5 protein-coding genes and 1 other RNA gene are annotated in these 18,316 nt (G+C 55.2%); all 6 read left to right on the forward strand.

What is annotated here, in order from left to right:
• Positions 1 to 397: 397 nt before the first annotated feature.
• The gene (locus M2371_RS10940) at positions 398 to 11,617 is read left to right on the forward strand and encodes a BapA/Bap/LapF family large adhesin (RefSeq protein WP_259267725.1); all 11,220 of its coding nucleotides are present in this window, start codon (positions 398 to 400) and stop codon (positions 11,615 to 11,617) included.
• A gap of 140 nt (positions 11,618 to 11,757) precedes the next feature.
• Positions 11,758 to 13,161, forward strand: a complete 1,404-nt coding sequence (locus M2371_RS10945) for a TolC family outer membrane protein (protein WP_172893433.1) — start codon at positions 11,758 to 11,760, stop codon at positions 13,159 to 13,161.
• Positions 13,158 to 15,353 (forward strand): type I secretion system permease/ATPase, encoded by a 2,196-nt coding sequence (locus tag M2371_RS10950; protein ID WP_259267726.1) that lies wholly within the window; start codon positions 13,158 to 13,160, stop codon positions 15,351 to 15,353. Before M2371_RS10945 ends, M2371_RS10950 begins: the two co-directional genes overlap by 4 nt.
• A gap of 7 nt (positions 15,354 to 15,360) precedes the next feature.
• On the forward strand, positions 15,361 to 16,524 hold the full coding sequence (locus M2371_RS10955) for an HlyD family type I secretion periplasmic adaptor subunit (protein WP_115631772.1): 1,164 nt from the start codon (positions 15,361 to 15,363) through the stop codon (positions 16,522 to 16,524).
• Between the two features lie 57 nt (positions 16,525 to 16,581).
• Positions 16,582 to 16,945, forward strand: a transfer-messenger RNA (tmRNA) gene (gene ssrA, locus M2371_RS10960).
• Positions 16,946 to 17,114: 169 nt separating this feature from the next.
• Entirely contained in the window at positions 17,115 to 18,035 is a 921-nt protein-coding gene (locus tag M2371_RS10965; RefSeq protein ID WP_259267727.1) for a hypothetical protein, read from the forward strand.
• Positions 18,036 to 18,316: the final 281 nt, after the last annotated feature.

Here is an 18,316-nt window from a genome sequence, read left to right on the forward strand (position 1 = left end):
ATACAAATTTAACCACCACTAACTGTATAGCCACCCTTCAGGTAAATCCCGAAAATCTAGTCCCGGTAACTCATGTTTCGGCAAAATGATAGTTCATCGATACTAAAGATTTTCTTTAGCAATCCTTAATTTGCGCTTTCATGCTTTCCTGTCTATATCTTCAATAACCCTGAAATAAAATGATAAGAAAGTATGAAGTTTCCATTTATATAAATATGTGACCCGGTAGAAAACCTAATTTATCAATAATGCTAGTCGTCATCATTCTGATGTCCGGATTCGCTCGCTTCAAATTTATAGATCAGTGGAATCAATTTAACACTTTGTTCAGGGGAAATTATTTGCGTGCATCAGCTGTGTCAAAGCCCCTACGTTCACATTGAATGGAGTGATAATAATGCGTTCAATATCAATCATCTCAAAACTGACTGGCGTAACGAATAATGTTGAAAGCTCAGAAATCACGCTGAATGCTCCCTCAATTGTAGAACTCAGGGCCGAGCGTGCTGATATCGCCAGTATTGCTCGCACTAATCAGGATATGGTTATCACGCTGCGAGATGGTGAAGTGATTACCGTTAAAAATTTCTATGCGTTTGCCGATCAAGGCGGCAACCAATTAGTTCTTGAAGACAGCAAAGGCGCGCTGTGGTGGGTGCAGGATACCGACTCCGCTTTTCACTTCGAAAACATCGCCAATATTGATGAGCTGATGGCCGCCACGGGTGCCGAATCCCATGGCGGCGGAGCGATTTGGCCCTGGGTGCTGGGCGGAGTCGCGGTTGCAGGGGGGATTGCCCTTGCTGCTGGCGGAGGCGGCGGTGGTGGCGGGAGCGACAACTCTAACGGCAACGGCGGCCCTGGTTCACCAAACCCTCCGCCGCCAGCGGCTGATACCACCCCACCCGCAGCACCGACAAATCTGAACGTCTCGGCTGACGGTAAAACTATTACCGGCAGCGCAGAACCTGGCAGTACCGTGACCATTACCGATAGCAACGGTCAGGTTATCGGCACCGGCACAGCGGGCAGCGACGGAAGTTTCACCATTCCACTTACCACCCCACAAATTAACGGCGAAGATCTCACGGCTCACGCCACCGATCCCGCAGGAAACACTGGCCCTGATGCCACAGTCACCGCCCCGCTAATTCCCGATCCTGTCGAACCCGTTGTAACCGCTGTAAATGATGACGCTGAACCAACAACCGGCCTGGTTTTAGACGGACAATCGACGAACGATAATACTCCGACAATAGAAGGCGTCGCACTCGCAAACTCCACTGTGCGTATTTTCGACAACGGTCAGCAAATTGGCACCGTAGTCGCTGATGCCAGCGGCAACTGGAGCTTTACACCAGACACTCCCCTCGATGATGGAGCGCATAATTTCACCGCCACCGCCACCAATGAAAAAGGTGAAAGTGACCCATCCGGCAGCTATACCGTCACTATTGATAGCCAGGGGCCAGCCGCCCCCGAAAATCTCGATGTGTCTGATGATGGAGCAAGAGTCACAGGCATCGCCGAAGCGGGCTGCACGGTGATTATCAGGGACGCCGACGGTAACAAAATTGGCGAAGGGACCGCGGATGCCATCACTGGAGCATTCTCCGTCAACATTTCTCCGGCACAAACCGCAGGTGAAACGCTGGTCGCGGTTGCCATCGACCCGTTGGGGAATATGGGTGACGAGGCCGAGTTCACCTATTTTGACTCCCCCCCGCCCTCCACTCCCCTGATTTCTAGCGTCGTAGACGACGCCGCACCAACAACCGGCAACCTGACGAATGGTCAGCTTAGCAACGATCCTCGCCCAACGCTGAACGGCAGCGCTGAAAACGGCAATACGGTAACAATTTTCGATAATGGCGTTTCGATTGGCACGGCGCTTGTCAATAACAACGGGGAATGGAGTTTCACACCGGGTTCAAATCTGAGCGATGGAAACCATATTTTCACCGTCATCGCCACTGATGCGACGGGTAATTCCAGTGTGTCACCGTCGGCAAGTTTTGAAATTCAGATAGACGCCACGGCACCTGCACTTCCGTCCATCACAAGCGTCTTTAGCGATAACGGTACACAGCAGACTCCTATCCTGGCCAACCGCGAAACGAACCAAGACCTTCCTTCTCTCAAAGGTTTAGCGGAACCCAACACCACGCTGACTCTTAAAGATAATGGCATTGAGATTGGAACTATCGCCGTAGATGGAAGTGGCAACTGGAGTTATACCCCAACTGCGCCGCTGGGAAATGGCAGCCATAATTTAACCCTAACCGCAACGGATGAAGCGGGCAACGTCAGCCAACCTTCCGCAGGTTTCGCCTTTACGATTGACACCACTCCCCCCACCGCCCCAACCGGCCTGCAAGTTTCAGTCGATGGTCTGCATGTCACCGGCACGGCGGAAGCCGGCAGCCTTATTACCGTCACCGACGGGAATGGTGTGGTACTGGGAACCGGAACGGCGGATATCAATGGCGCATTCGATGTCACCCCGCTAACAACCGCGCAAACTAACGGCGAAGCGCTGTTGGTCAGCGCCACAGATGCGGCAGGTAACAAAGGCCCGAATACCGGCGTACTGGCCCAGGACACCACTGACCCTGGCGCCCCGACCAATCTGGCGGTTAACGACGAAGGAACTGTGGTCACCGGTAACGCCGAACCCGGCAGTACCGTGACGGTTAGCGACAGTAACGGCAACCCGCTGGGTGATGGAAAAGCCGGGGATGACGGCAGCTTTAGCGTCACCATAACGCCTGCACAAACCAACGGCGAAACGCTGGAAGTCACCGCCACGGATAAAGCCGGGAACACCGGGCCAGAAGCGCCGGTTGATGCCCCCGACTCCACGCCACCAGCGGTTCCGGTGATTGGCGCGGTGATTGACGATGTTGCCAATATCACGGGCAATCTGAACAACGGCGATACCACCAACGACAATAAACCGACGTTGCAAGGCACCGCCGAACCAGGTGCAACAATCAACATCTATGACAACGGCGGGACCACGCCAATCGGCACTGTTACCGCTGACCCTGGCGGCATCTGGAGTTTCACGCCGACGACTGCGCTGGGGCAAGGGCTGCATAACCTGACTGTCACCGCGACCGATGCCGATAACAACATAAGCCCAGCCGCATCGTTTAGCCTGACTGTCGACTCCATCGCCCCGCTCGCTCCGGCAATCACGTTGGTGAGTGATGATGTTGGAACGATTACCGGTTCCGTGCCGAATAATGGCGTCACTAACGACACGACTCCAACCCTCCAGGGCACCGGTGAACCTGGCTCGACGGTGACTCTGACGCTCGACGGCACAACGACGCTGACGACATTTACTGTCGATGCCTCCGGCACCTGGAGTTACACGCTGACCACCGCACTTACCGAAAGCGAGCACCGCTTTACGGTCACGGCTTCAGACTCTGCGGGTAACGTCATTGCTCCGTCGACCGAGTTTGTGATTACGGTAGATACCACGCCGCCAGCAACCCCGGTCATTACTGGCGCGGTGGATGATATCGGCAGCGTAACCGCCCCGCTTGGCAACAATTCTTCCACCGATGATACCCGTCCGCAATTCAACGGTACTGGGGCGCCAGGCTCAACCATCACGCTTTACGATGGCGCAACAGCCATCGGCTCATTCACCATCGGAAGCGATGGCCAATGGAATATCACGCCAGCGCAACCTCTGACGGAGGGAGCGCACGCACTTACCGCGGTGGCTACCGATGCGGCGGGCAACGCCAGCCCTGCGGCCAACTTTAATCTGACGATAGACACCACGCCTCCGGCTGCACCGTTGATTGTGAACGCCGTGGGTGAAGTCGGCGGTGCCAGCGCCACACTGGTCAGCGGCGGCAGCATACAAAACGGGACTCCAACGCTTTCAGGAACCGGGGAAGTGGGGGCCACCATCAGGATTTACGATAATGGCGGCACCACGCCTATTGGCACGATTACCGTTCCGGATGGCGGAAACTGGACATTTACCCCAACCACAGCATTAACTGAAGGCGCTCATACGCTCACCGCCGTGGCAACCGATCCGGTAGGTAACGTCGGCCTGCCATCGGCTGGCTTTACGTTAACGGTGGACTCCTCGATCCCAGCCACACCGGGCATTCCAACCGTGACTGACGATGTGTCGCCAGGGCTTGGAACCATCGCCAATAACGGCAGCACCAACGACACCACACCGACATTCTCCGGCACGGGAACGGCGGGCGATACCATCACGATCCTCGATAATGGCGATCCTATTGGCACCACGACCGTCCGGGCAGATGGCACCTGGAGTTTTACCCCGGATACGCCATTCACCACGCCAGACCATTCAATCAGCGTGACCGAAAGCGATGCGGCGGGTAACAAAAGCCCGGCTTCAGGCACCATTAACTTCACCCTCGATACCGAGCCGCCTGCTGCGCCAACCATTGATTCCGCGGACGATAACGTCGGTGCGTTGCAACAAACATTGCTGACCAATGGCGTCACCGATGACAATACGCCGACCTTCCACGGCACTGGAATCAATGGCGATACCATCACGCTGTACAACGGCAGCACCGTGCTTGGCACCGCTCTCGTCACAGGTGGTGTGTGGACGATTACGCCAGCTACCGCGTTGCCGAACGGCACGCTGAATCTGACCGCCACCGCAACCGATCCGGCGGGGAACGTCGGCAGCCCGTCGGCAAACTTTACGTTGACCGTTGATAACACGCCGCTCACCGCTCCGGTGGTGACAGAAATTGTTGATAACGAAGGCGTCATTCAAACTCCGCTGACGAGTGGCAGCGTTACCGACGACAAAACCCCGACCTTCAACGGCACTGGCACCGTTGGCAGCACGATTAATATTTATGACAACGGCGGAGCCACGCCCATTGCGACAACAACCGTTGGCGCGAATGGTACCTGGAGCGTGACGTTGCCTGAGCTGGCAGAAAACGGGCACTCGCTGACGATTGGCGCAACCGATCCGGCGGGTAACTCGGTTGGGCCATCCGCACCAATTTTGATTACGGTGGATACAGCTCCGCCAGCCGCGCCGACTGTTTTAGTCCCTGATGGCACAGTTGTCAGCGGCACTGCCGAAGTTGGCAGTACTGTCATCATCAGAAACAGTACAACGGAGCTGGGCCGTGGCATCGCTGATGCCGATGGGAAATGGGCTATCACTCTGTCGCCTGCCCAGTTACCAGGCACATCGCTGATAGCGATAGCGCAGGATATTGCAGGAAACCAAAGCCCATCAGCAGGCTTTGATACAACGCTCTCACTCACTCTTCAACCACCAACCATTGACCATGTTGTGGATGACGCAGGAACAGTTACCGGTGATATTGCCAATGGAAAAACAACCAACGACACCACGCCGACACTGAATGGCTCAAACGCTGCATCTCTCGCAACTGTTCATATCTTTGTGGATGGGGCAGAAGTTGCCACTGTGACTGCCACTCTTTCAGGCTCATGGAGCTACCAAATCCCAGCAGCGCTGGCCCAAGGCTCGCATACCTTTGCCGTCAGCCAGAACACACTCCTTGAGACCAGCGGCCAGTCGCCGGCCTTTACTGTCATCGTAGATACAGCCGCACCGACGATTCCAGTTATCACATCTGTTACTGACGATGTGGCACCGATAACAGGCAATGTCAGTAGCGGGCAAGCCACCAACGATCCGCGCCCAACCCTCACCGGCAGCGGGGAAGCAGGCTCGACAATCACCATCCTTGATAACGGCACGTCAATCGGCACCGCCGTAGTAGGCGCTGGGGGCACCTGGACCTTTACGCCGACGGTGGATTTGGGTAACGGTTCGCATCCAATAACCGTCACCTCAACCGATGCCGCCGGGAACGTCAGCGTACCGTCTGCAGGTTTCTCATTAAACGTGGATACCGCTGCGCCCCTTGCACCAGTGATTAGCAGCGTGACGGATGACACCACCACGCCAGGAGCGGTGGTTTCTGGTCAACCAACCAACGACAACACGCCAACCTTTAGCGGAACCGTTGAACCCAATACCACGCTGATTATTAGCGATAACGGTACGGTGGTTGCGACGATTCCTGTTGATGCAACGGGGAATTGGGCATGGACACCAAATCCAGCGCTGACCGAAGGCAGCCACCCGCTCACGCTCACCACCACCGACGCGGCGGGGAACGTTAGCCCGGCGACTACCTTTAACGCAGTCATAGATACAACGGCACCGATACTTCCGGCTATCACCCTGGTGGTCGATGATCAGACTCAAGTGGGCAATGTCACGCTGACAAGCGGGCAATCGACAAAAGACACCCTGCCAACGTTAAGCGGCACCAGCGAAGCCAACGCCATTATCACGCTCAAAGATGGCAATACGATTATTGGTACGACGACGGCTAATGGAAATGGCGAGTGGTCTCTGGAGCCGACCACTGCACTCGGCCAGGGCAACCACAACCTGACCGTCACCGCCACGGACGCTGCCGGAAACGTCAGCAATCCTTCCGGCATATTTGCAGTGGTCGTTGACTCGGTTGCACCAACCGCACCGCTGATTGTGACCGTAACCGACAATACCGCGCCAAACCTTGGGCCAATCACCAGCGGTGTGCCAACCAATGAAACGCGTCCGGTGATAACTGGCTCCGGGGAAGTGGGCGCGACCATTACGGTATCTGACGGCAACCAGGTGCTGGGCACCACCACCGTGGGCGCAGGCGGAACCTGGAGCTTTACGCCAGGAACGCCGTTCACCAGCGGGTCGCATAATTTGACCGTCACCGCCACGGATGCCACCGGAAACGTCAGTGCGCCATCAGCAGGCTTTAACGTAGTGGTGGATGTCGCGGCTCCCACCGCGCCATCAATTACCAATATTGCTGACGATTTCGGTTCAGCCACTGGTGATTTGGCTAACAACCAGGTCACGGACGACACTCGCCCGACGGTGAGCGGCACGGCGGAAGCGGGCTCAACCGTAAATATCTACGATAACGGCACCTTGATTGGCACCACTACGGCAGTGGGTGGCGTGTGGAACTTCACACCGCCGGTAAACGCCACGTTAGGCAACGGTAACCATGCGTTTACGGTTACTGCTACCGATACGGCGGGCAACGTCAGCCCACCATCAGCCGCGTTTAATATTGTTATCGATACCGCAGCGCCAACGTCACCTATCGTGATTCAGGCATTCGATGATGTCGGCCCGGTTACGGGGCCGTTAGTCAGCGGGCAAACCACCAACGACAAACAGCCGTTGCTCAGTGGTACGGCTGAAGCCAACTCCACGGTGAATATTTACGACAACGGCGGAACCACACCTATCGGCACCGTCACCGCCTTGCCGAACGGCACCTGGAGCTTCACTCCTTCTGGCGATTTGAGCGAAGGGACGCATGTATTCACCGCCACCTCTACCGATGCGGCAGGCAACCTGGGGGCGGTATCAGGCACCTTTACGCTGAATATCGACAGCTTTGCACCGACCACGCCAACTCTCACCACGGTAGTAGACGATGTGGCTGGCGGCGCAGTAGGTTCGCTGGGCAACGGGCAAGTCACCAACGATGCGCGGCCTACGCTGAATGGCACCGGAGAAGTCGGCAGCACAATTGCCATCTTTGATGGCGCGACACAAATTGGCACCGTGACGGTTCCTGCTGGCGGTAACTGGACATTCACACCGACCACACCTCTGACAGCAGGTCTGCATACCTTTACGCTCACCTCAACGGATGCGGCGGGTAACGTCAGCCCCACCAGCGCGGGCTTTGCCATTGTGGTTGATACCACCGCGCCGACTGCCCCGATTATCACCTCGATTGTCGATGATGTTGCGGGTGGCGTATTTAACGGTTCGATCGCGAATAACCAGGTGACCAACGACAGATTGCCAACGCTTAACGGTACGGCGGAAGCCAATGCCACGGTGAACATTTATGACAACGGCGTGCTGTACACCACCGTTACCGCCAATGCCAGCGGCATCTGGACGTATACGCCGACAGTAGATTTGCCTGAAGGTAGCCATTCCTTCACCGTCACCGCTACCGATTTAGCGGGTAACATCAGCGCCCTTTCGCAGCCTGCGGCGATTGTGGTCGATGTCACACCGCCAGCGTTGCCAACCGGGCTGGCGGTTAACGCCACCGGGACGAGCGTCACGGGAACAGCCGAAGCGGGCAGCACCGTGACGATTACCACCAGCGGCGGAACGGTGCTCGGGACCGCAACGGCGGATGGCACAGGCGCGTTCACCATCGCCATTTCTCCGGCGCAAACCAACTCGCAAGTCTTACAAGCCTATGCTCAGGATGCGGCGGGCAACACAGGTAACGCCGCCAGCGTGACCGCACCTTCAACGGCATTGCCTGGCGTGCCGGTCATCACCAGCGTGGTGGATGACTTCGCCGCAGTGACCGGGAATGTCGCCAACGGGCAAAGCACTAACGATGCCACGCCAACCATCAACGGCATCGCGGATGTCGGGGCGACCGTCAACGTCTACAACAATGGCGTCCTGATGGGCACCACTGTTGCGGGAGTCGGCGGGGTCTGGAGCTATACGCCAACGGGTGCGTTGAGTGAAGGCTCCCATGCCTTTACCGCGACGGCCACCAACGTCAACGGCACCGGCGGCTTCTCCACTCCGGCAACGGTCGTTGTGGATACCATCGCACCGCTGGCACCAACAGCGGCGATCAGCGCCGATGGCACAACCATCAGCGGCACCGCCGAAGCCAACAGCACCGTGACCATCACATTGCCTGGCGGCACAACCGTCACCACCACCGCCAACGCCGGGGGCAGTTATAGTCTGACGCTACCGACGCGTGAAATTGGCGGTGAAGTGCTTTCCGTCAAAGCCACCGATGCGGCGGGGAACACCTCGCCGTCCATAACGGCTACTGCACCAATTCTGCCACTGGCGGCAGACGACAACGTGGTGAACCTGGCGTTAACCACCGACGCGCAAGTGACAACTTCGCATGCCAGCGACTACGGCGTATTGCTGGTCGGCGCACTGGGTAATGTGGCGTCAGTTCTCGGCAATGACACCGCACAGGTTGGCTTTAATATCGCCGCGGGTGGCAGTGGCAATATCACCATTGATGCCTCCGCCACAGGAGTGGTGCTCTCCTTGCTCAATACCCTGGAAGTGGCGGTTCAGAAATACGACTCAGTGACCGGGACATGGAGCACCATTATCGACTCATCGATGCCGCAGTTTGCCAACCTGCTCACGTTGGGTGCCAGCGGCGTGACGATGAATATCACCGGGCTGCCGGAAGGCTCGTACCGTGTTCTGAGTTACAACACCAGCCTGCTGGCGACGGGTTCGCTGACCAACCTCGACGTTTCCGTGGTGCAAACCAGTGCGGGAACGATCACCAGCGGCACAACGCATCCGGGTAACGTGATTACCGACGCAGGCCCGACTGGCAGTTCAGACACCGCTCCGGCAGGAACGGTGGTGAGTTCCGTCACCAATGCGCAGGGCGTCACCACCCAGATTGGTGCGGGCGGGGCTGATATTCAGGGCCAGTATGGCGTGCTGCATATCAACCAGGACGGCAGCTACACCTATACGCTGACCAACACGTCCGCCACTGTTCTTGGGCATACAGAAAACTTCACCTACACCATCACCTTCAACGGCGTGAGCAATTCGGCGCAGCTGGTCGTGACGCTGGGTAATGGCGCTCCGGCGAACACCGTTACCGCAACGGATAACACCGCGTCACTGACCTACAACACCGACGTTGAAGCGGTCAACCACGGGGCATCGTCGCAAGGTGGCTTCTCGGTAGTCGGCGTCGGTCTTGGGCAAGTGTTGAATCTCAACGTGCTGGCGAACATGACGAACCCGATAATCTTTGATGTTGATGACGGTTCGACGCGCACCATGACGTTGCAGGCAAGCGTTGGCGGCGTGGCATTGCTGTCAACCTTCGACCTGTACATCTACAAGTTCAACGATGTCACCCAGCAGTTTGAGCAATATAAAGTGGTGAATACCTGGCTGACCGCGCCTTTGCTGGGCGGAACTTCGGGGCAATTAACGTTGACGCTGCCGGGAGGCGAGTACCTGTTCCTGCTCAATAATGCCAGTGGTGTCACCGTGCTGACGGGCTACACGCTGAACATTTTGCAGGATCATACTTATGCGGTGGAAAGCGTTACCGCTTCGACGACGGGTAATGTGCTGGCAGACGATGTAGCTCCGGTGAATAGCCACATCACGCAGGTCAACGGCGTTGCTGTTGCGGCCAGCGGAACCACCACTATTGTTGGCGAATACGGCACGCTGACGATTGATGCCAACGGCAACTACACCTACAAACTGAACGCAGGTGTGGGCGCTGACAGCATCAAAACGCCGGATAGCTTCATCTATACCGTGACCGCGCCAAATGGCGACACCGATACCGCGTCGTTGAATGTCACTGCCACACCGACCCCGGTGAATGCAATTGACGACGTCAGCACGGCAATGGCGGTTAGCACCGCGCAAACCACCGCGAATTACTCCGATACCACGGTGGGTTCGGCGGTCTGGAACGCAGCACTGCTTTCGTCAACCAGCAAAAGCGGCAGTGGGACATTTGTCGTCGGCGCGAATGACGTTTTGCACAATCCGGTTCTGCATTTCAACGTAGCGTCGTTGCTGTCTCTGGGCGGATTAAACGTGACCTGGAATATCACTGATGGCTCGGGGGTGGTGGTCAGAAACGGTTCGTTTAGCGGCGGTATTTTGCTCGGTGGCGTAGCAGATATTAACTTAACCGGGCTGGATCTTCAGGCTGGCACCTACACCCTGAACTACACCGGGAGCATGGGGCCGCTGGCATTAGGCCAGGTAAGCATCACCCCAACCGTCACCGGCACCACCATTGATCTGGATAATTATTTAACGCAAGGCGGCAGCACCGTTCACGGCAACTTGTACGATGGAACGGACTCCTCAGGCGCGATTGATCAGTTAGGCACCGTGCACACGCTACTGAGCATTACCGGCTTTAACGGCAGCACCGCAACGCTTGATCCGCTCACTAACAGCAGCGCCTCCGCCACCATTCAGGGGCATTACGGCACGCTGCAAATTGGCATCGACGGGGCGTATACCTACACGCTCAATAACGGGATTAACCCGGCGTCGATCACCACCAGGGAGACATTCACCTACACGCTGAACGACCAGAACGGTCATTCCGACAGCGCGACATTAACCATCAATATGAACCCGCAATTCGTCAGCACCGCGTTAAGCGATGTGATAACCGGCTCGGCTTATGGCGACACGCTGGTTTATGACCTGCTCAATAACGCCAACGCCACGGGCGGCAATGGCGCAGATACCTGGAAAAACTTCTCGCTGGCTCAGGGCGATAAAATTGATATCCACGATTTGTTAGTGGGCTGGAACCCGGCAAGCTCCAACATCGCCAACTACCTGAACGTCACCACCAGCGGCAATAACACGGTGATTTCCATCGACCGCGACGGCACCGGCACGACTCACAACGTAACCCCACTCGTCACTCTGGAGAATGTTCAGACCACGCTCGATGAGCTGGTACAGCAACACCATATTATTACCTGAACGACGTAAATGGTGGATGACGCTAACGCTTATCCCCCCCTACAAAAACAAAAATGTAGGTCGGATAAGCGCAGCGTCATCCGACAAAAGCAGGCAAGCAATACCAATTAGAACGTAGTGACTTTTAAAAGGGACTAACTATGGGAAAATTACAGCCGTTTGCACTGTGGCTGGCATGCAGCCTGTGTGTAGCCCAGGCGCATGCCGATGACACGCCACAATTTATCAGCACTCAGGAACTCTCTGAGCAACAACTGCCTGCACTTGATGGCTCCTCCAGCTTGCCGTTGGACGCCCCTGCTCCGGGAACGCTGACTCTCAATGATGCGGTCAACCGCGCCGTTACCTGGCATCCGAGCATTCACGAAGCCATCGGCAAACTGGCCGGGCAATCTGAACAGGTCAACGTCGCAAAATCAAAATACTATCCGCAAGTCACGGCGGGCATGAATAACGGCTACAGCAACGGTTACACCGACAGCGGTTTTAGCCCATCGCTGGTGCTGTCCGTTTCGCAGATGCTGTATGACTTCGGCAAAGTCTCAAGCCAGGTACGGGCCGAAAGCGCAGGCGTGGCACAAGAGCAAGCAAACGTGCTGGTGAGCATCGACAATGTCGGCCACGACACCGCTAATGCCATGATTCAGGTGCAGATGTGGCAGCAAATGGTTGATATCGCCAAAGATCAATTAGATGCCCTGAGCGCGATTGGGAAATTAACCGAGAAGCGCAACGATGAAGGGGCCACGTCAATGTCGGACGTGGTGCAAACCAACGCGCGTATTGAATCTGCTCGTTCACAACTCATTCAATATCAGTCCAATCTCGACAGCGCCCAGGCCACATTAACGAGCTGGCTGGGCTGGAACAACCTCAACGGTATCAGCAACGAGTTCCCCAATAAGCTGGCAAAAAGCTGTGACATCGCCAAACCGGATGACCGATTAGTCCCTGCGGTTCTCGCATCGTGGGCGCAGGCCAGTGTCGCCCAGGCCAATCTTGATTACGCCAACGCGCAGATGACGCCAACCATCTCGCTGGAGCCGCAGGTTCAGCACTATCTGAACGACAAATACGCCAGCCACGAAGTGCTGGATCGCACCCAATATTCCGCGTTTATCAAAGTCGAAATGCCGCTTTACCAGGGCGGCGGCTTAACGGCGCGTCGCAATGCGGCAAGCCACGCGGTGGAAGCCGCACAATCTGGAGTACAACGCACCCGCCTCGACATTCGCCAGAAACTGATGGAATCGCGCAGCCAGGCGCTCGGGCTGATGGGCGCGGTTCAGGTGCTGCAACGCCAGGAACAATTGAGCGAACGCACCCGCGAACTCTATCAACAGCAATATCTGGATTTAGGTTCACGCCCGTTGCTCGACGTACTCAACGCGGAACAGGAAGTTTTTCAGGCCCGTTTCGCGCAGCTACAAATTCTCAGCCAACTTCATCAATTGCAGCTCAACTGTTTGTATAACTCTGGCCGCTTACGCAACGCATTTGGCCTGGAGCACCGCACCATCCAGTCACTGGAGATCCAGCCATGAGCCAAACACCGCCTCCTGTTGATGAACACCTGACTGAACATGCGCTGAGTCACTGGGCGCAGTTGATTAGCCACGTCGCCGCGCATTATCGCGTCGCCTGCTCGCCCGGCACCCTCCAGGCAAACGCGCCGTGGTTTAAAGACAAAAATATGCTCTCGGCACTCACACAGTTATCGCGCCAGGCGGGGCTTTCATTTCATATGATGAGCGCCCCGGAACTGGCGATTGGCAAATGGCGGTTGCCTCTTGCGGCGAGCCTGAACAACGGGCAACTGGCGGTCATCGAACATTTCGACGGCGAGGATACGGTTGAAATTTGCGTTATTGACGGCGAACGCCAGACAAACCGGGTATCGCTCAATACGCTGCTGCCGGAAATCCGTTTTGTAGCCGCCCTTCGCCCGCTGTCGGCGCTCAAAGACAGCCGCGTTGATGCGTATATTTCACGCTTTAGCCCGGACTGGCTAAAAGAGCTGGTGATGCAGGATCTGCGCCCATACGGCCCGGTGATGCTAGCGGCTTTCCTCATCAATGTGCTGTCGCTTTCCGGCATCCTTTTCTCAATGCAGGTATATGACCGCGTGATCCCCGCGCAGTCGTATCCCACGCTGTATGTGCTGGCTTCCGGCGTGTTGCTGGCGGTGATATTTGGTTTTGTGCTGCGCGTGGCGCGTGGCCATATTATGGATGTGCTCGGTAAACGGGCGGATATGCGTGTTTCCGATCGCGTATTCAGTCACGCGCTGCGTCTGCGCAACAGCGCCATCCCCCGCTCCACCGGCAGCTTTATTTCCCAGCTTCGCGAACTCGAACAGATCCGCGAAATGATCACCTCATCAACGATCTCGACGATCGTCGATTTGCCGTTCTTCTTCATGTTCATCATCGTGCTGGCGATTATTGCCCCGCAGCTGGCGTGGATTGCGCCGGTCGCAGCCGTGCTGATGGTGCTGCCGGGCATCCTGCTACAGAAAAAACTGGCGATGCTCGCCAACCAGTCAGCCCATGAAGCGACGCTGCGTAATGCGGTATTAGTGGAGAGTGTTCAAGGGCTGGAGGACATCAAATTGATGCAGGCGGAGAATCGTTTCCTGCAACAATGGAACAGCTATATCCGCATTACGGCGGAGTCTGGCCTGCGCACCCGCCAGCTTTCGCAAGGGCTGATTAGCTGGGGAATGACGGTGCAAAGCCTGGTGTATGCGGCGGTGATCCTCTTTGGCGCACCGCTGGTCATTGAAGGCGATATGACCACCGGTGCGATGGTTGCCGCCTCAATGTTAGCCTCCAGAATGATTGCCCCGATGGCAAACCTGTGCGGCGTGCTGGCTCGCTGGCAGCAGGTCAAAGCCGCAAAACAGGGGCTGGACAGCATTATGCAATTACCAGTGGAAACCCAGCGCGACGAAAGCCTGGTGCATCAGGATATTTTCCACGGCCACTATCTGTTTGAAAACGCGCAGTTTCGTTACCACAACGAAGACCAGCGCATCCCTTTACGCATTACTCGCCTCGAGATCCAGCAAGGCGAGCGCGTGGCAGTTTTAGGGCGCAACGGCGCGGGGAAATCCACGCTATTGCAGGCGTTAGCGGGCGGCGTCGATTTAATCAGCGGTGATGCGCGGCTCGACAACCTGAGCATGACGCAAATTGATATGGCGGATTTGCGCCGCAACATCGGCTTTATGAGCCAGAACGCCCGTCTGTTTTACGGCACGCTGCGCGAAAACCTCACGCTTGGCGCACCGAATGCCAGCGACGAGAATATCTTCGAGGTGCTGGAAATCAGCGGTGCGGGCAACTTTGTTAAGAGCCTGCCAAAAGGACTCGACCACGCCATTATGGAAGGCGGAACCGGTTTATCCGGCGGGCAACGCCAATCGATTTTGCTCGCCCGAATGCTGTTACGCTCACCCAATATTGTGCTGCTCGATGAACCGACGGCCTCGCTCGACGACCACACCGAACGCGAGTTCATTCAGCGCCTGGGTCTTTGGCTTGGGCATCGCACATTGATTGTCGCCACTCACCGCGTGCCGATGCTTGAACTGGTCGAGCGCGTGCTGGTTCTCAAGGAAGGCCAACTGGTGATGGACGCACCGAAAGCTCAGGCGCTGAGTAACAGTAACAACAGCCGCGCCACCGTACAGCCAAATGGGCGGGAGTGGAAAAATGAAAACCAATCAGCGTGACGTCGCCATGGACGACCCGGACATTCAGCGCGAGCGCGAGTTTTCCGGTGCCAGCCGCATCATCATCATCAGCGTGCTGCTGTTTATTTTGCTCGGCGTGTGGGCGTGGTTTGGCACACTCGATGAAGTTTCGACCGGCACCGGGAAAGTGGTGCCGAGTTCGCGTGAACAGGTACTTCAGTCGATGGATGGCGGCATCGTCACCGAAGTGTTGGTCCACGAAGGCGACAAAGTTGAAGCCGGGCAAATCGTGGCGCGCCTCGACCCAACCCGTTCGGAATCAAACGTGGGCGAAAGCGCTGCGCGTTACCGTGCTTCCCTGGCCTCCAGCGTGCGGCTTAACGCGGAAGTGAACGATTTGCCGCTGGTGTTCCCCGATTCGCTCAAAGCCTGGCCGGAACTTATCGCCTCCGAAACGCGCCTGTATAAAAGCCGCCGTGCACAGCTCAACGACTCCGCATCCGACATACAAGATGCGCTGGTTTCGGTGAACAAGGAACTGGCGATAACGCAACGGCTGGCGAAAAGCGGTGCGGCGAGTAACGTCGAAGTGCTGCGTTTACAGCGGCAAAAAAGCGATCTACAACTCAAAATCACCGACCTGCGCTCGCAATATTACGTCCAGGCGCGCGAGGCGCTTTCCAAAGCGAACGCTGAAGTGGATATGCTATCGGCCATTATCAAAGGCCGTGAAGACTCCGTGAGCCGCATGACCGTGCGCTCGCCGATGCGCGGCATCGTGAAAAATATCCAGGTGACGACCATCGGCGGCGTGATCCCGCCCAACGGTGAAATGATGGAGATCGTGCCTGTAGATGACCATTTGCTGATTGAAGCTCGTCTCTCCCCGCGCGACATTGCGTTTATCCACCCCGGCCAGCGTGCACTGGTGAAAGTCACCGCCTACGATTACGCCATTTACGGTGGGCTGGAAGGCGAAGTTGAAACCATTTCGCCGGACACCATTCAGGACAAAGTTAAGCCAGAAATCGTTTATTACCGGGTATTTATCCGCACCCACCAGGACTACCTGGTGAACAAAGCCGGGCATCATTTTTCAATCTCGCCGGGGATGGTCGCCACCGTGGACATTAAAACCGGGCAAAAAACCATCGTCGATTACCTGATAAAACCGTTTAACCGCGCCCGCGAAGCGCTGCGTGAACGTTAGCGCAGATGAAGGGTGGTAAGTGGCGCTACAACTCTGTTATACTTACAAAACACTTGTGGGGCTGATTCTGGATTCGACGGGATTCGCGAAACCCAAGGTGCATGCCGAGGGGCGGTTTGCCTCGTAAAAAGCCGCAAAAAAATAGTCGCAAACGACGAAAACTACGCCCTAGCAGCTTAATAACCTGCTAAGAGCCTTCTCTCCCTAGCTTCCGCTCTTAAGACGGGGATCAAAGAGAAGTCAAACCCAAAAGAGATCGTGTGGAAACCTTGCCTGGGGTTGAAGCATTAAAACTAATCAGGATAGTTTGGTAATGGCGTGTCTACCCGCAGTTGCCCGGCGAATGTAAAGATAGACTAAGCATGTAGTACCGACGGCGTAGTAATTTCGGACGGGGGTTCAACTCCCCCCAGCTCCACCACTTAGGATAGGACAGTGCAAGGACAACACCTTGATAAACATGATGTTACGGCTCCAGACCGGACACTGTCGAGACACAAGCGGGACTAAAAAGGATACGCAAAAGATACGCGGCTCCCTGTCCCAGCAAAGACCCGCCTAGTGCGGGTTTTTTTATGAGGAGTAATCTTGTGAACCAGTTGGAAGAGATTATTGCGATACTCAGTTCAGGAGATGAGGGAACCACCAACGCGCTCCTTAAAACAAAAGTGTTAATGTATGCTATCGGGAAAAAAGAGCTTGCCGCATGGGTGAATCACGAACTCACTGGCTACCCTGATGATGTGCCTCTCCCTGACTATCGCACCCTAGCTGCTCGTATACTGGCAAATATAAACAATGGTATGCGCTCATATACAGCTTACCAGCTTCCGATCTTGTACCTAGATGACGTTGCTTATGAGCACGCTACTACCTCTAGAGTCAGGCTTTCAATCAGTCAAATTGAACAGCTTGTAGTCAATGCAGGTGATGATGATAGCCTTCAGCAGCCTATACCTTTGGACTATGCATATTTAAAATATCGTAAACATATAGACGATGATTATGAAATAACCAGATGTTACAAAGAGATAGCTCTACATAATTTTACTAATATCTTGACCCAAGTAAGATCGAGACTGCTAGATTTTGTTTTAGAGTTAACTGAATATGCATCCGGAACACCTGGAGCAAAAACAATGACAGAAAAACTTAAGAACGTAGATGCTGCAACCCTTTTTAAAAGTGCAATATTTGGTGATAACACTGTTATTAATTTAGGCGATAGCAGTTCTTTCAACATCACTAACAATGTCATCAAAAATGATATTGTTGCTTTGAAACGACATCTAGAATCTGAAGGTGTTTCAAGCAATGACGTAACCGAATTAGAAGTTGCGATAAATTCTGATGGCCCGATTGCGCCACGAAGCAAAAATTATGGTCCTGCAGTTGGTCAGTGGTTTTCCGGTATGATTTCAAAAGCAGCGAACAGTTCAGCAGGAATTGGCGTTGCAACAATTACTGAGCTTCTCTCATCTGCCTTGAAAAAATATTATAACCTTGATTAGCTGTCATGGGGCCGGAGGTTCAAATCCTCTCGTTCCGACAACAAATCCTTTACAAAGCAGCCTGTTATGGCTGCTTTTTTATTGCTTGTTATTTGATCGGTAGAAACATTGGGGAATTACTAGAGGTGATCATGTGCGGGCACTTCACTCAAATACAATCTCATTATGATTATTTGGCATTTCTCATTGAAGTATTGAAGTATTGAAGTATTGAAGTATTGAAGTATTGAAGTATTGAAGTATTGAAGTAAAATTTACCCTTTAATCCAGAACCTACTAGT

Origin of the sequence: Buttiauxella sp. BIGb0471 (genome assembly GCF_024807715.1) — a bacterium.
Classification (GTDB): domain Bacteria; phylum Pseudomonadota; class Gammaproteobacteria; order Enterobacterales; family Enterobacteriaceae; genus Buttiauxella; species Buttiauxella agrestis.